This window comes from Burkholderia sp. AU18528 (assembly GCF_002223215.2).
GTDB lineage: Bacteria > Pseudomonadota > Gammaproteobacteria > Burkholderiales > Burkholderiaceae > Burkholderia > Burkholderia semiarida.
The window spans coordinates 110,826-126,603 of sequence record NZ_NKFC02000009.1 but is presented as its reverse complement, the minus strand read 5'-3'; the positions used below and the strand labels follow the sequence as shown (position 1 = coordinate 126,603).

At 63.0% G+C, this 15,778-nt stretch carries 11 protein-coding genes and 1 pseudogene; 2 read left to right on the top strand and 10 right to left on the bottom strand.

What is annotated here, in order from left to right:
• Positions 1 to 129 precede the first annotated feature (129 nt).
• From CFB52_RS31210 to CFB52_RS31195, 4 genes and pseudogenes are all read right to left on the bottom strand, one after another.
• Positions 130 to 663: pseudogene (locus tag CFB52_RS31210) on the bottom strand (methyl-accepting chemotaxis protein); the annotation flags it as partial.
• A gap of 83 nt (positions 664 to 746) precedes the next feature.
• A complete protein-coding gene (locus CFB52_RS31205) occupies positions 747 to 1,127 on the bottom strand; it encodes a hypothetical protein (RefSeq protein WP_155753715.1) in 381 nt (126 codons plus the stop codon).
• 184 nt (positions 1,128 to 1,311) lie between these two features.
• Positions 1,312 to 2,598, bottom strand: a complete 1,287-nt coding sequence (locus tag CFB52_RS31200) for an MFS transporter (RefSeq protein ID WP_099318366.1) — start codon at positions 2,596 to 2,598, stop codon at positions 1,312 to 1,314.
• 49 nt (positions 2,599 to 2,647) lie between these two features.
• Positions 2,648 to 4,072, bottom strand: a complete 1,425-nt coding sequence (locus CFB52_RS31195; protein ID WP_089466066.1) for a M20 family metallopeptidase — start codon at positions 4,070 to 4,072, stop codon at positions 2,648 to 2,650.
• Between the two features lie 134 nt (positions 4,073 to 4,206).
• Between CFB52_RS31195 and CFB52_RS31190 the strand changes: the two genes are divergently transcribed.
• Positions 4,207 to 5,103, top strand: coding sequence for a LysR family transcriptional regulator (locus tag CFB52_RS31190; RefSeq protein ID WP_099318365.1), 897 nt, complete (start codon positions 4,207 to 4,209; stop codon positions 5,101 to 5,103).
• 274 nt (positions 5,104 to 5,377) lie between these two features.
• Here the strand turns inward: CFB52_RS31190 and mdeB are convergent, their stop codons facing one another.
• Together mdeB and CFB52_RS31175 are read right to left on the bottom strand one after the other, a co-directional pair.
• A complete protein-coding gene (gene mdeB / locus CFB52_RS31180) occupies positions 5,378 to 8,065 on the bottom strand; it encodes an alpha-ketoglutarate dehydrogenase (RefSeq protein WP_099318364.1) in 2,688 nt (895 codons plus the stop codon).
• Between the two features lie 71 nt (positions 8,066 to 8,136).
• Positions 8,137 to 9,153 carry a 1-aminocyclopropane-1-carboxylate deaminase gene (locus tag CFB52_RS31175; protein WP_059579040.1) on the bottom strand — a complete coding sequence of 339 codons (1,017 nt, stop codon included), beginning with the start codon at positions 9,151 to 9,153 and terminating at the stop codon, positions 8,137 to 8,139.
• A 173-nt stretch (positions 9,154 to 9,326) separates the two neighbouring features.
• Here CFB52_RS31175 and CFB52_RS31170 point away from each other — a divergent pair, with 173 nt between their 5' ends.
• Positions 9,327 to 9,839, top strand: coding sequence for an Lrp/AsnC family transcriptional regulator (locus CFB52_RS31170; RefSeq protein ID WP_059579037.1), 513 nt, complete (start codon positions 9,327 to 9,329; stop codon positions 9,837 to 9,839).
• Between the two features lie 125 nt (positions 9,840 to 9,964).
• On the opposite strand, the gene CFB52_RS31165 is transcribed toward CFB52_RS31170, so the two are convergent.
• The 4 genes from CFB52_RS31165 to CFB52_RS31150 form a co-directional block, all read right to left on the bottom strand.
• Positions 9,965 to 11,533 carry a methyl-accepting chemotaxis protein gene (locus CFB52_RS31165; RefSeq protein WP_099318590.1) on the bottom strand — a complete coding sequence of 523 codons (1,569 nt, stop codon included), beginning with the start codon at positions 11,531 to 11,533 and terminating at the stop codon, positions 9,965 to 9,967.
• A gap of 299 nt (positions 11,534 to 11,832) precedes the next feature.
• Positions 11,833 to 12,927 (bottom strand): Rieske 2Fe-2S domain-containing protein, encoded by a 1,095-nt coding sequence (locus CFB52_RS31160; RefSeq protein ID WP_099318589.1) that lies wholly within the window; start codon positions 12,925 to 12,927, stop codon positions 11,833 to 11,835.
• Between the two features lie 25 nt (positions 12,928 to 12,952).
• On the bottom strand, positions 12,953 to 14,653 hold the full coding sequence (locus CFB52_RS31155) for an NAD(P)/FAD-dependent oxidoreductase (protein WP_059579034.1): 1,701 nt from the start codon (positions 14,651 to 14,653) through the stop codon (positions 12,953 to 12,955).
• Between the two features lie 51 nt (positions 14,654 to 14,704).
• On the bottom strand, positions 14,705 to 15,739 hold the full coding sequence (locus CFB52_RS31150) for a monodechloroaminopyrrolnitrin synthase PrnB family protein (RefSeq protein ID WP_180278302.1): 1,035 nt from the start codon (positions 15,737 to 15,739) through the stop codon (positions 14,705 to 14,707).
• Positions 15,740 to 15,778 lie beyond the last annotated feature (39 nt).

The following is a 15,778-nucleotide window of genomic DNA, read 5'->3' as shown; positions in this document are numbered from 1 at the left end:
GCCCGAGCGGCGTAGATGACAAAACGGTAATCGGCCCGTCAGCCTGGCGTGCGGTCGCGGCGCCAGGCGGCGGATTCCCGTCCCGTCGGTCCAGCGCGATCGCGGCGCGTATGCCTAAACACGCCGGCTCTACGGCGCTTCACCGCGTCCAAGGCGAAAAACCGAGATGACCTCCACCCGTTCCCGTGACTGCTGGCGCAGACTGACCGCCGCCGCCGCCGTTTGCTCGACCAACGCAGCGTTTTGCTGCGTGGCGCGCTCCATCTGGCCGACGGCTTCGCCGATCTGGGCCACGCCGAGCGATTGTTCGGCGCTCGCGGCACTGATTTCACGCATCGTCTCGGTGACGCGACGAATGGAGTTCACGACTTCGGTCATCGCCACCCATGCGCGCTCGACTTCGGTCGAACCTTGAGCAACGCGCCCCACGCTCGAGCCGATGAGCTTCTTGATCTCCCTGGCCGCATCGGCGGAACGTCCGGCCAGGCTGCGCACTTCGCTGGCGACCACCGCGAAGCCCCTGCCCTGCTCGCCGGCGCGCGCGGCCTCGACCGCCGCATTCAAGGCCAGAATGTTCGTCTGAAAGGCAATGCTGTCGATGACACCCGTGATGTCCGAGATTTGGCGGGAGCTGTCGTTGATGCCCTTCATGGTTTCCACGACGTGACCGCGACACCGATTTGCCGGGACTAGTCATTGACCAGCCGCTCGGTCTGCAACGGCCGGGCAAAGCGATTTTCATCGCCTCAATGGATCAACATGTTCTCGGCGATCGCGTGCTTCAACTCCTTCAGCACAAGCGCGAGCAGACGAGATACCTGCATTTCGACCTCGTCGCCGTCGAAAGTAACGAGGGCACGCACCCTGTTGCCTTCGATGCCGCCGAGCCAGTCGAGGTGTTGCGGGCGTGTCGACCACATCAGCAACGGCACGCCTCGCGGCAATCGACTCAATCGGCAATCCGCGCTCGTCTTCGCCGCATCCGGGACGTTACCCGGCATGAGCGACTCGCTCCATGCACGATGCGCATCGACGGGATCGTCAATCTGGAGAAGCGCGACTTCCGGCATCGCCGCGAAGCGGGCTACGGCCGCTGAAACCGCGGCCGAGCCCGGGCTCGGATCCATGACGACACACACGCGAGCCCGCTCCGAAGGCGGTAACAGCCAGTTCCACGTCGAAGCCCCCGACGATACCGCGCCCAGTTTCCTTGCACTCATGCCGATCACCTCGCATGTCGTCGAAACAAGTCTCGCGCCGCACCCGGCGAAGCCATCGCCCGGCCGTGCGGCGTTCTCTCGATGCGCTGCCTTATCGGAGATTCAACATCGATCGACAGCCGCGCAATGCAATCAGACTCAGCACGCCGAGCAGCATCAGATAAAACGCCGGCGATGCCAGATTGCCCGTCTGATGGATCAGCGACGCGACGATCAGCGGCGCGAAACCGCCAAACAGCGTGACGCCGATGTTGTAGCTGATCGCCATGCCCGTCGCTCGCGTTTCGGTCGGAAATACTTCCGCCATCAGCGCTGGCAGCGCGCCAAAATAGACCGCCTTCAGCGTCCCCATCCAGGCCATCATCGCAATGAGTCTTCCCAGATCGGGATGCGCGCCAAGCAATTTGAAAACCGGGTAAATGGTCAGAATGAAGGCTACTCCGGCCCAGATCATCAGCCTGATGCGGCCGATCCTGTCCGAGAGATGACCGACGAACGGCGTAACGAACGTCAGGATGGCGCCGGTCAACGTCGTTGCAATGAAACCGAAACTGGCAGGCAGATGAAGTTCACGTACCGCGTAGGTCGGAATATAAAGAATGACGTAACTGGCGCCGGTAGAAAGAACGAGCGTACCGATCGCCAGCAACATTCTGGCTTTCTGATTGACGAACACTTCCCTCACCGGGAACGATGCGGGCCTTTCACGCCTCGCGCCGTCGGCCTCATGCACGTGCTTTCGCAAGTACAGGCCGACCGGGCCGATCAGCACACCAAAGAGAAACGGGATGCGCCAACCCCATGCGTCGATGGCGTCTCCATCGAGGATCAACGTGAGGAGAACGCCGAAACCGGCCGCAAGCATATAGCTCAATCCTTGACTCGCGAACTGGAAGCTGGCGAACAATCCCTTGCGCTCGGGACACTGCTCCACCAGAAACGCGGTCGTGCTGCCGAACTCGCCGCCCGCGGAAAATCCCTGAAGCAGCCGAGCGCAGATGACCAGAATCGGTGCGATCACGCCGATCGACGCGTAACTCGGCATCAGTGCGATCGTCGTCGTGCCGATCATCATCGTCACGATCGACACCATCATCGACGCCTTGCGGCCGCGACGATCCGCATACGAACCCAGTACCAGCGCTCCGATCGGTCTGGCCAAATACGAGATCGCGAACGTCCCGAACGTCAGAAGAAGGGATACCCCGCTGCTCGACGCAGGAAAGAAAGCCTTTGAAATCGAGATTGCGAAGAATCCGTAAATCAGTATGTCGAACCATTCCAAGGCATTGCCGACGGTTGCGGCGGACACCAGTCGCAACACGTTTGGAGCTTGTTCTCTCGTCGGCGCGGCATCCACCATTTCCATAGTACGCATCTCATTCTCCGTTCACTTACGATGACAAGTGCATTAAAAAATTGGCGTCTTATGCGTGGACGACAAGCGCTCCTTCCTTGCGCCGATCCCGGACGGCGGATGCCGACTCCCCGAGATCCCAAAATATGCCGGCCATGATCTGCAGCGCCTCACGCGCGACACTTCCAAGGAGGTGTTCGTTCGGTGCGTGCTGGGAGCAGGCTCCGTATGAGTGCGGAATCCAGATCGTCGGAAGGCCCAGAACCTCGGAAAAGACGTCGTTGGGCAGCGACCCGCCAAGATTGGGAAGCAAATCCGGCTGCTTTCCGGTCGTCCGCTCGATCGAATCGAGCGCCCATGCGACCCACGGATCTTCCGGCGGCAGACGCGTGGCGCCCATTCGCTCGCCGATCGAAACCTCGACCCTGTCGAACCCGCATTCGTCGAGGCGATGCCGTAGAACTTCTTCGATACGCTCGCAATCCGTACCGACGACGTATCTGAGTTGGCAATGCGCGTGCGCGACGGGCGGAATCGCGCCGATCGGGCTGGTCGGGTTACCGGTGGTAAAGGCCAGTACTTCGAGCGCGTTCCATGCATAGACGCGCTCCTGGGCCGTCAAATCGGGTTCGCCCCAATTGCCGTCGACGTGAGGATCGTCGGGCCCGCCACCGACGGCAATATGCTTCAGCGCCGTGCGTACCGAAGCCGGAATATGCGTCGGCAACAGCGCGTCGACGAGGATCCGCCCGCGCCCGTCGACGAGCGACGAAATCGCGTTCGCGAGCACGGTTCCGGCATTGCCGAGCGCTCCACCCCAATTTCCGGAATGATGGGCGCCCGACCGGAGCCGGACGGAAAGCGTGAAGTTCACGAATCCACGCGACCCGAGAAAAACGCAGGGGACGTTCGACCTGGCCCGAGGGCCATCCGAAGCGATCAGAACGTCGGCGGCGAGAAGGTCCTTGTTCTGCTCGCAGACCGCGCGCAGCCCGGGCGATCCGGTTTCTTCCCCCATCTCGAGCAGCAGCGTCGCATTGAAGCCCAGGCGTCGATTCCTGGCCTCGATGACTTGCTCCAGCGCGGCCAGGTTGATCGTGTGTTGCCCTTTGTTGTCGGCGGTGCCCCGCCCGAACCATCGGTCCCCTTCAACCGTGACGTTCCATGGCGACATCTGGTCCTTCCACTGTCCGTCATGGCCACGGACGACGTCACCGTGCCCGTACATCAGGATCGTCGGAAGCGAGGGGTCCTCGATACGCGTCGCGATCAAAAACGGCGCGCTCCCCGCCACCGGGTTCTCGACGATACGAGACTCAAAGCCGATACGGTCGATCGATGGGACGATCTCGTCGACGAGGTATGCTCGAAGCTCGCCGTCCCGTCCGGAATCCTGACTTTCCGTCGTCATGGAGACGCGTCGCGCGAGATCTTTCAGAAAGCCCCCCGAATCGAAATATGTTGTGGCAGAGTCGATTGCTTGATGGCGCGTCATGGTGATCCTCGCGTGTATCGTGGAAGAGCGGCTTGTTCGACCTTGATGGATCAAGCGTACGGAGCCAAAACGCGCACCACAATTGACTTTTTTGCGTGCCCTGCTTTCGAATAACGCAAACTTGGCGGCCCGTCATGCACAACGCTGCACTCCGATACTTCCTTGCCGTTGCCAATACAGGTTCGCTGAGCGAGGCGTCCGAGAAGCTGCACGTTTCGATCTCGGCGATCAGCCGTCAGATCACGAAGCTGGAGGAGGAGGTTGGCTGCCCGTTGTTCGAGCGTCAGGCGCGCGGCATGGTCCCCAACAAGGCCGGGGAGCTGCTGGCTGCCCATGTTCGTAGAACCCTGCTCGAAGGTCAGCAGGTGATCGAGGAGATCAAGGCGCTGAACTCGTTCGATCGGAGCACGATCCGCGTCTCGACGTCGGAAGCGTTTGCCCGGGATGTTCTCCCTCGGGCCATCACGCAATTTCTGGAGAAGTCGCCCGGTACCCGTTTCGAGGTGGCGGTGACGGCGCCGAAGGAGGTGACGGCACACGTACGGAGCGGCGAAGCGGATATCGGACTGACTTTCGGTGTTGTACGAGAGCCGGAGATCAACGTCGAGTACACGCAGAGCGCGCCCATTTGCGCCGTCATGCCGCGTTCTCACGCGCTGGCTGGTCGCGCGACGGTATCGATGGCCGAGTTGCGGAATTTCCCGATTGCGCTGCTTGACCGTGGCACGACGATCCGTCAGCTTTTCGATACGACGGCGAGCCTCGAGAATCTTCTTTTCGAGCCTGTCCTGACCTGCAACAACTCCGGCACGCTGTATGCATTCACTCAAATGTCTGGGGTCGTGTCGCTGACCAGCCGCCTGACGGTACAGGCGCGTCTGGCGACGGACGGCCTGGTGGCGATACCGATCGACCATCCGGGCATGTCGTTGCGTGCGATCCAGATCCAGACCTTGTCGGGCCGCGAGTTGTCGACTGTACTGATCGACTTCATTGGCGAACTGGTGAAGCAACTGCATACGGCCGACTAGACACGTGGCGACCGTACCCGTGTCCCCACCGAGCCCCGACATCCCGCGAACTACGGTGGTCAAATAAACCACGAACCTGAGCAGAACCACCTTTGCCGTCCGCCCAAGGACGCGCCTTTCTTTTGGTTACTTTTCTTTGGAAGACAAAGAAAAGTGACCGCCGCCCCGCGCAGGGGCGACGCTGATAGACCGATAGCAAGACAAGTTCAACGACAAAGGCGCGGAGAACCACTTAAAACAACGACCCACGCACATATTCGACAGAAACCACACGTTAGTACGCCACCACCCCGACGACATCAGACGCCCCCGACAGTTGGCGGGCCTCATTCCCCACCACCGGCCCCTCGAGGGCCTTCAACCCGGCCTGCACGATGGCCTGAGCATCCACCTCAAAATACCGCCGCAACTGCGCGCGCGAATCGCTTCGACCGAACCCGTCGGTCCCAAGCGTGACATATCGCCGTCCTTCAGGAATATATGCACGAACCATTTCCGGAAGCGCTTTCACATAGTCCGACGCGGCGACGATCGGCCCAACGGTCGCGCGCAGCTGGGTGGAAATCCACGATTCCCCGATGTCTCCGGAACCGAGCCGCCATTCCCGCTCGCATCGCGCGCCATCCCGCCCCAGCTCGACATAGCTGGTAATACTCCAGACGTCCGCGGACACCTCATGCAACCGCTCGAATTCGTCCGCCGCCTTGAGAACCTCCCCCATGATCGCGCCGCTGCCGAACAACTGAACCCGCCTCTGAAAGCGGCCGCCCCGTCGAAACAGATACATGCCTTTCACGATACCTTCATGCGACGCATCGGCAATACTTGGTTGCGCGACGTTTTCATTGGTCACGGTGACGTAAAAGAACTCGTCGTACGCGTCACTCAGCATACGCCGCAACCCGTAATCGACCAGGACCGCCAGTTCACCGGCAAAGGACGGATCGTACGCCCGACACGTCGGTATCGTCGACGCGAGAAGATGGCTCGAGCCATCCTGATGCTGCAATCCTTCACCTCCCAGCGTCGTGCGGCCTGACGTGGCGCCGACGAGAAAGCCTCGGGCTCGCTGGTCGGCAGCCGCCCAGATCAAGTCGCCGATACGCTGAAAGCCGAACATGCTGTAGTAGATATAGAACGGCATCATCGGAATACCGTGCACGGCGTAACTCGTCGCGGCGGCCGTCCACGACGAGATGGCCCCCGCCTCCGTGATGCCTTCCTCGAGAATTTGACCATCGGACGCTTCACGATACGAGAGCATCGATGAATTGTCTTCCGGATCGTACAACTGACCGAACGGCGCGTAGATTCCGACCTGACGGAAAAGATTCGCCATGCCGAACGTTCTGGCCTCGTCCGCCACGATCGGAACCAATCGCGGGCCGAGGCTGGCGTCCTTGAGCAGCGCACCAAGTTGCCTGACGAAGGCGGTCGTCGAACTCATGACCTTGCCGTCCGCATTCAGCGAGAAGCCCGCGACGCTCGCCAGTTCGGGCACCGCCAGTCGCTCGGATGCCGCACGTCGCTGAGGGAGATAGCCGCCAAGCGTCTCGCGACGCTTGCGCAAGTACCGCAGTTCATCGCTATCGTGCGGCGGCCGATAGAACCGCGCTTCCGATGCCTCTTCGTCGGAAAGCGGGAGCGCGAATCGATCCCGAAAGGCAAGCAGGTCGTCCCGCTCCAGCTTTTTCTGCTGATGCGTCGTCATGCGCCCTTGCGCGATCGTGCCCATGCCATAGCCCTTCATGGTCTTGGCAAGCACAACCGACGGCCGACCATTCCTGACCGTCGCCGCGGCAAAGGCGGCATGGATTTTCACGGGATCGTGTCCGCCGCGCCGAAGCATCGCGATGTCGTCGTCGGACAACGAATCCACCAGCGCTCGCAGTTCCGGCGTCCGGCTGAAGAACGTCTCGCGATTGAATGCGCCGTCATTGGCCGACAACGTCTGGAAATCACCATCGACGGTGTTCGCGAAAGCGCGTTCGAGCACACCGCCATGATCGCGGCCGAGCAACGCATCCCACTCGGAGCCCCAGATGCATTTGACGATGTTCCATCCGGCGCCGGCGAACAATGCCTCGAGTTCGTCGATGACCCGGCCGTTGCCGCGAACGGGGCCATCCAGTCGCTGGAGATTGCAGTTGATGACGAATATGCAGTTGTCGAGCCGCTCGCGAGCCGCGAGTGTCAACGCGGCGATCGACTCGGGCTCGTCCATTTCTCCATCGCCGAAAAAACCCCACACGCGACGATCGCCGTGCGCCTTCAAGCCACGATTTTCCATGTACCGCATGAACCGCGCCTGATAAATGGCGTTGAGCGGCCCCAGCCCCATCGATCCGGTTGGAAACTGCCAGAAGTCCGGCATCAAAAAGGGATGAGGATATGAGCTCAATCCCCGGATGCCGCCGGCCTCCGCCACGATCTCCTGGCGATAATGGGACAGCGATTCTTCCGACAGTCGCCCCTCGAGAAATGCCCGCGCGTAGACACCCGGCGCCGAGTGCGCCTGGAAAAACACCAGATCGCCGCCGTGCACCGCATCCGGGCCGCGGAAAAAATGCTGGAAACCGACCTCGAACAGGTCCGCGGCCGAAGCATAGCTCGCGATGTGTCCGCCCAGTTCGCCCTGCGCCCGGTTGGCGCGGACCACCATCGCGAGCGCGTTCCACCGTATCAACGCCGCGATCCGCCGCTCGATTTGCAGATCGCCCGGATAGGCAGGCTGCTCGTCGGGCGCCACGGTATTGACGTACGGCGTGATCAGAGGCGGCCTCCACGCGACGCGACGGGCGTGTGCATGCGCCAACAACGAGTCGAGAAGATGGCGTGCACGTTCCTTGCCTTGATCGCCGCCCCACGCATGCAACACGCCATCGAGCGCGTCGCACCATTCCCGGAGCTCTTCCGGGTCGGGATCGGTCGTCGTGGTCGGAAGTCGATTCTGCATGTCCATACTTTGCACCCCGAATTGACGATATACACGCCGCGTTCCGACTCCACTTGCAGTCGGAACGCGGCCAAGCCTCAACCGTTCTTGAACAGGAAGCTGTATGCGTTCAATGCGGGGACGCCGCCGAGGTGTGCATACAAGACACGGGACCCTTCCGGAAACTCGCCCCGGCGCACCCTGTCGATCATGCCATGCATCGACTTGCCTTCATAAACCGGGTCGGTCAACATCCCCTCGGTCTTCGCGCACAGTCGAATCGCTTCGAGCGTACCTTCCGACGGAAGGCCGTATTCAGGGCCCCCGTAGCGCGTATCCAGCACCACGTCCGCGTCCCCGATCGGCCGATCGAGTTCCACGAGATCGGCGGTGTGGCGTGCGATGCGAAGAATCTGCTCGCGCGTCTGCGCGGGTTTGGCCGACGCATCGATACCGATCACGCGATCCGCGCGCCCGTCTGCCGCGAAGCCGACGACCATGCCGGCCTGCGTGCTTCCCGTCACCGAACACACGACGATGTAGTCGAACTTGAATCCGAGTTCAGCTTCCTGGGCGCGCACTTCCTCCGCGAAACCGACGAACCCCAGGCCGCCAAGCCGATGCTCTGAACAACCGGCTGGGATCGGATACGGATTCCCTCCCGCGTCGCGAACGCTCTCCATCGCCTGCTCCCAGCTCGGGCGAATGCCGATGTCGAAGCCATCGCTGACCAGCCGAACGTCGGCGCCCATCATGCGCGACATCTGAATGTTCCCGACGCGGTCATACACGGCGTCCGAGTAGTTGACCCAGTTTTCTTGAACCAGCACGCATTTCAGGCCAAGATGAGCCGCGACCGCCGCGACCTGACGCGTCTGGTTCGACTGGATGCCGCCGATCGATACCAGCGTGTCGGCTCCGCTCGCCAGAACGTCCGGCACGATGTACTCGAGCTTCCGGGTCTTGTTCCCGCCGAACGCCAGGCCGCTGTTGCAGTCTTCGCGTTTTGCATAGAGATGAACTTTTCCACCCAGCGCCTTGCCGAGGCGGGGCAACTCGTGGATGGGGGTGGGTCCGAAGGTCAGCTTGTGGCGAGGAAAGCGATCGAGGTTCACGGAGGTTCTCCGAAAGGTGGGCGGTGGATTCCGACGCCCGATGTCGTCAGGGCGACCGGGCACGAAGAAATTCTAGTGAAATACCCACGAAACGTGGTTGCAAACATCCGCCGATCGCCGCGCTTTGAAATACAATTTCCCCCATCCCCACGAATGTATATTTTTTAGAATCAATGAAATCGACAACAAAATTTCCTGGCAAATCGCGCCCCGACGACGCGAGCCACGTCGAACTTGACCGTACGGACAAAGCGATCCTGCGAGCCCTTCAGAAAGACGCATCGATCTCGAACGTCGCTCTGGCGGCGAAGGTGAATTTGAGCGCGCCGGCGTGTTTGCGCCGCGTCGAACGGCTCAAGAGCCTGGGTTTGATCCGAGGAATCGTCGCGTTGCTCAACGCGCCTGCCCTCGATGCGGGCATGGTCGTCATCATCGGCGTCGTACTGGATCGATCGACTCCCGAATCCTTTGCCGCGTTTGAAAAAGCGGCGCAGAACGTATCCGGCTGCATGGAATGCCACGTGGTGACCGGCGAGTTCGACTACTTCATGATGCTGCGCACCCGCGATAGCGAAAGCTTCAACCGACTCCATGCCGAACAACTGCTTTATCTGCCCGGCGTGCGTCAGATTCGGACTTTCATGGTGCTCAAACAGGTTTTTTCCTCGACGCAGATCGCCATATAGCGGCTGGGCAAGGCAGCCGTTTGCGGCTTACGCCGGAACTCGCCGACGGCAATCACATGGAAAGCCGCGAAGCGGCTCGGCTTCCGCTCGCGTCGACTTCCCGCGGAGCACCGGGGCCGCGCCCGTCAGTGCGCGAGCGCGCGACCGATCCTGAATACCCCGACCACGTCGCGCAGCGTGGTTGCCTGCTGCGCCATCGCCTGGGCGGCAGCCGATGCCTGCTCCACGAGCGCCGCATTCTGCTGCGTGACCGAGTCCATCTGCCCCACGGCGACGTTGACCTGCTCGATACCCGTTCCCTGTTCGTCCGAAGCCGACGCAATTTCACTCATGATGTCGGTCACCCGCCGCACGGACTGCACGATATCCGACATCGTCGTGCCCGCGCGTTCGACGTGCTGCGACCCCTGCGCCACGCTCTCCACCGAACCCGTGATGAGATCCTTGATTTCCTTGGCCGCGTTCGCGCTGCGTTGCGCCAACGTGCGCACTTCGCCGGCCACGACCGCGAAGCCGCGCCCCTGCTCGCCCGCACGCGCGGCCTCGACTGCCGCGTTCAGCGCGAGGATGTTCGTCTGGAACGCGATCCCCTCGATCACGGCAATGATTTCGGCCACCTTGCCCGAACTGCTCGAAATCGCACGCATGGAATCGACCACCTGGTTCACCACTTCGCCGCCGCGCATCGCGACCTCGCACGCGCTGCCCGCAAGCGCATTCGCCTGCCTGGCGTTTTCCGTATTCTGACGAACCGTCGCGGTCAACTGCTCCATGCTCGCCGCCGTTTCCTCGAGCGAAGCCGCCTGCTCTTCCGTTCGCTGCGAGAGATCCAGGTTACCCTGCGCGATTTCGCCGGCCGAAGTCGTGATCGATTCCGCGGTCGACTGGATTTCCGACACGATGCCGCTCAGTTGCCGTCGCATCGATTCGAGCGACGCCATCAGGCTGCCGCGATCGTTCGGCGCGACCGGCACGGGTGCTTCGAGGTTGCCTTCGGCAATACGCCCGGCCACGACCGCGGCGTCGGCGGGCTCGCCGCCCAGCGACCGCATGATTCCGCGCGTGATGACTGTCCCCAGCACGATTGCGAGGATGACGGTGACGACGCCTGCAGCCGCGAGCGTCAACTTGGTCAGCGCCGTCAAGCTGGCCACGTCTCCTGAACGCTGATCGAGCAGCGACTGCTCGGCGTCGTTCAGCTCGGCGGCCACGGCTCGATAGCGGTCCATGAACTGCTTGTCGTCGCCCTGCTTGAAGTAGTCGATCAGCACATTGGCAGGCTGCGTACCGGCATTGACGTCACGCCGCATCGCGATCAGCTTGTCGTCGACCTCCGCCACCTTCTGATGCATGTCGCGCAGCGTCTCGAGACGGCGCTGTTGCGCTGCATTGTCCGAAGTGAGGCTGCGCACGACATCGAACGACGTGGCGAACTGCTTGAGGCCCGCCTTGTAGGGCTCCAGAAACCGGTCATCCCCCGCGGCCACGTAGCCACGCACGCCCGTCTCCATGTTGATCATGCTCGTCAGCATGTCGTCGTTCGCTCGCAGGACCTGGTAGCTATGAACGTTCCAGCCGTTCGCCTGGTTCAGCTTCAGAAAATTGACGATCGAGATCGCGCTGCCGATCAACGAAATAAGTACGACGATACCGAATGCTACGCCCAGCTTCCTGCCGACCGTCATGGAGCCCATGCTTTCTTCCCCGCGTGTGTTGTTGTTCTTGATGTCGGCACGCAAGCAAACTTACTGTAATGTGCGCATCCCCGCCTGAAGAGACATTTCGCAAGATGGCCGGCCATGTCGGTCGGCTTGCCCCGACATGCAGCCGCATCGGGTGACTATCCGTCCTCGCAAACGATCAACGGCGAATTATCTTTTTATCGGTTGCCACGAAAAATGGTGCGCCGGCCGCGATGAAAACGCGGGACGTTCTCGTCACCGGGAAAACGGGAACCGGCAACGAGGGCCGGCCGGCGCTGCCGACTCACGCGTCACGGTTCGCTCGAGCCGACGCGATCGACCCACCCCCGGTAGAACGCGCGGTACTTGAGCACGAGCTTGTCGTACTTGCTGTACGCGCCGCCGCCGTCCGGCTTCATCCCGTTCCAGATCTTGACGTCGTACCCCGCGGCCTGCCGGGTCTGGAGCCCGAACAGCACGTAGTCGGTCGCGCGGCGCAGGAGGCCGCCCACCTTCCTGATCGAGATCAGCATGTGCATGACGTTCTTGCCGTCGCTTATCGGCGTCACGCACTGGAGCAGTTTGTATTTGGCGTCTCCGTCCAGCGCGACGGTCATCACGCACCCGCCGGGATAGCCGTCGAAGTGCAGGTTCATCTGCGACATGTTCAGGCCCAGCGCGCGCGACAGCATGCCGAGCGGCCCGAAGTACCGGTCCACCGTGAAGTCGATCCCGGCGCCGAACCACGCGCCCGCCCGCGCCATCGGCTCGACCTCCGGCCATTCGCGCCAATCGTCGAACAGCTTGAGCTCGAAGGCCGAGACCGGGAGCGCGTGGACGGGCGTCGCGTGCTGCGCGTCGTAGAAGTTCTCGACGATCCGCAAGACCGCCGTCGTCGTCTCGAACGCGAAGTGCAGATGCATGAAATCGTCGTTGTCGACGTCGGCCGCGGCGATGTCGGGCAGCGGGTGCAGCGGCTGCGCGGAACCGTACCAGACCCACACGTAACCATACCGCTCGGCGGTAACCCACGTCGGCTGGCGCGCGCCGCGCGGAACGGGCTCCAGCCGGTGCACCGCCGGGCTATGGCCCGGAATGTGCACGCACTGGCCGCGCTCGTCGTATCGCCAATGGTGAAACGGGCACTGGATGCACCCGTCCCTGATCTGCCCGTCGGCCAGGTTCGCGCCAAGGTGCGCGCAGTGGCGGTCCATCACCACGGCCCGTCCCGACGCGCCGCGCCACGCGACGCACGGCCGGCCGAAGAGCGTCAGCGCCGTCGGTTTGTCCTTGAGGTCGGCCGAGCGCATCGCGACGTACCAGCTCGCGGCCACGCGCGTGGTCGCGTCGTACGCTCCCGCGGGACGCTCCCTGGCCCCCGCCTCGTTCAATTGAATGTCTTCGATCATTTTCATTCCGGAGGTCGGCCGACTACTTCAGCGCCAGGCCGATGCGGGTCGTGATGTACGCCCTGAGCAGCGCGAACATCGGGTTGTAGTCGAAATACCTTTTCACCTCCGCCGGCGCGCTGGTCTGCGTCCAGTGCAGCAGCTTCATCGCCGGCAGCAGGCTGTACTTCGAGTTGTTGAGCTGCGGTTTGGCTCCGGTGATGCAGTACCCGAAACCGAACATCGGCTTCGCGAACTCCCGTTCGTCGATGAGGGCGTGAATGCGCGCCGCGGCCTCCTCGGCCGGCTTGCGCCCGGCGCTCACGGCTTCGACCTCGGCTTTGGCGTCGTTGAACAACTGGTAGTACCCCTCCATGTCCGCGCACAGGTACCCGAGGTACGGGGGGTTGTCGTCGAGGTGATCGAGGTCGCGCTCGTCGCGCGACGCACGGAACCGCGCGTGCGCCTGCACCAGCCGGAACTGCCCGAGGATCGTGCCGACCGCCCACAGCCGGTGGAACGCGTCCCACAGGCGGAAGTCCGAGAACGCCGTGTAGCAGCAACTGACGAAGTCGTCGTTGTGGTCCAGAAGCTTCTGCTGCAGACGCTCGATGTACTCGAAGCGCTCGGGGGAGAAATCGTCGTCGCGCAGCGCCTTGATCAGGCGCGCCGCGAGCGCGTGGATGGTCACCGCGGTGTTCTCGAGCCCGCGGGAAAAAAGCGGATCGATGAACCCGTTCGCGTGCAGCATCAGGCAGTATCGGTCGCCGACGCAGGCGCTCGACGAGAACTGCAGGCGATCGGTCCTGACCCAGTCGCGCACCGGCACGGCGTCCCGGAACTGCGCCGCGATGCTCGGGAACCGCGCGAGGAATGCGTCGAATTCCTGCTGCGCGGAGATGTCCGTTTTCGGATGGATACGCGGGTCGAGCTGCAGGCCGACGCTCACCAGGTTGTTGGTCGAACGCGGATGATTGTTGAACGGAATCACCCAGAGCCAGCCGCCCTCGAACATGTGGTGCAAGGTGCCCTCGTGCCAACGCCAGCGCTGCCCCTTGACCTTGAAGATGTCGTCGAACGGCTTGACGCCGAGCATGTGCGTATAGAGGCTGCGCGAGTGCGTCTTGAAGCGGCACGGCTCTTCGCGGAGATTGAACTTGGTCGCGAGCGGCGCGCGGGGCCCGCCGCAGTCGATCATGTAGCGGCCGGTGAACCGTTCGCCCTGGGCGGTCGCGACCGCGACGCCATCCTTGTCGGCGTGGTATTCGGTCACGCTCGTCTTCTGGCGAACCGTGCAGCCGTACTTGATGGCGGCTTGCAACAGGTACGCGTCGACGTCCTGCCGGTAATAGTGGCTCTCCGGCCCCCACGGCAGCTCGGGAATCACGCACTGCGTGAACTCCTTCGGGTCGTGTTCCTCGCCGGGCCTGTGGAACACGAAGCCGAAGTTGCGCTTGATGCCGGTGCTCGACGCGACGTAACGCTGCGTCGCATAGAAGGACGTGATGTGGTCGAGCTCGGGAATGCCGTAGCGATCGGCGATGATGCGATTCATCAGCGACGTCTCGGGGATCGACGATTCGCCGATCGTGAAGCGCGGGTGCGACGATTCCTCGATGATCAGCACGCGAAACCGCTGCTTGGCCAGGATGGCTCCCATCTGGGTGCCCGACATGCCCGAACCGAGGATGATCACATCGAAGTGGTTGCTGTCGCGCCCGTTCGCGGGGCTCTGTTGAGTCATGAGGGCACACTCTCCTGTTGAGATGGAACACATGGCCGCGCGCGTCGCGCGTCAGGATTCGTCGAGCGCGGCGCGAACGCGCGACCGTGCCGCACGCGTGAGTGCGAGCAGATCGCCGAGCATGCTGGGCGCGTACCCGCCGCTGCCGATCGTGGGGCCGCTTCGCCCGACTTCGTACGCGCGCTCCGCCAATTTGACGTGAGGCGCGCGAAAGCGCAGCAGAATCTCGAATACCCGGTCGAGGGCCGCCAGTCCGGCCTCGACGGGCTCGCCCCGCGCGCGTGCCGCCTGCGCTTCGCCGAGCACGCGGTCGATGAGCGCCGGACGCCCGGCGAACCGCGCGTAGATCGCCCTGAACGCGGGAAGCACGTAAGGCAGGTACGTCTCCTTGAATTCCCGGTAAGCGGCGTGATCCGACTGCGAACCCCACAGCACGTGCTCCAGCACGAAGAGGGGCATTTCGACCGCACCGGGGCCCAGGTAGTGCTGGCCGCCGACTCGAATCGGTTCGTAGAACGGACGAAGCTCGTCGTAGAACACCTGCAACGAGATGAACCGGTACGCGTAGACGATCGAGTCGACCATTTTCTGCAGATGGACCGCGAGCGCGTCGCACCCTTTCGCGAACGCGGGCGACCTCAGCGGCACGTCGGTCAGCTCGACGGTCAACGCGATGGCCGCCTCGAGAGCCGCCATCGAGATGCGCACGCTCTCGAGCAGGTGCGCCTCGTCGCGCAGCCCGGTGTAGCTGCGCTGCGCGTCGGCCGCGGCGGGGTTCCAGACCGTCACGTGCAGCAGCGTCTCGCGTGGCGGCAGGCCGGTCGCGCGCGCCAGGTCGAGCAGCACCGGCTCGAGCCCGGGCACCACGTCCACGGGCTCGTGTCCGTGCCGCTTGAGCGACCCGAGGAAGAACCCGATGTCCCGCATCGCGGCGGCGGCTTCGACGAAGCCCCAGCCCGAAGGCACGCCGCGTGCCGGCAGGAACGCGCGCAACAGGCCGACGATGCCGGGCACGTCCCGTTGACGGTTCAGGCCCGGCAGCCGCAGGACGAGCGCGCGCGCCTGCAGCGGATCGCAGGCCGCCACCGCGGCGTGCGTGGCCGCGATCGTGCGTACGCGGTCCGG

Bases quoted from the DNA above. Each gene is read 5' to 3' on its own strand.
- CFB52_RS31190 (WP_099318365.1), top strand. From the start codon at position 4,207: ATGCACAACGCTGCACTCCGATACTTCCTTGCCGTTGCCAATACAGGT.
- CFB52_RS31155 (WP_059579034.1), bottom strand. From the start codon at position 14,653: ATGACTCAACAGAGCCCCGCGAACGGGCGCGACAGCAACCACTTCGAT.
- CFB52_RS31205 (WP_155753715.1), bottom strand. From the start codon at position 1,127: ATGGATCCGAGCCCGGGCTCGGCCGCGGTTTCAGCGGCCGTAGCCCGC.
- mdeB (WP_099318364.1), bottom strand. From the start codon at position 8,065: ATGGACATGCAGAATCGACTTCCGACCACGACGACCGATCCCGACCCG.
- CFB52_RS31200 (WP_099318366.1), bottom strand. From the start codon at position 2,598: ATGCGTACTATGGAAATGGTGGATGCCGCGCCGACGAGAGAACAAGCT.
- CFB52_RS31170 (WP_059579037.1), top strand. From the start codon at position 9,327: ATGAAATCGACAACAAAATTTCCTGGCAAATCGCGCCCCGACGACGCG.
- CFB52_RS31195 (WP_089466066.1), bottom strand. From the start codon at position 4,072: ATGACGCGCCATCAAGCAATCGACTCTGCCACAACATATTTCGATTCG.
- CFB52_RS31165 (WP_099318590.1), bottom strand. From the start codon at position 11,533: ATGGGCTCCATGACGGTCGGCAGGAAGCTGGGCGTAGCATTCGGTATC.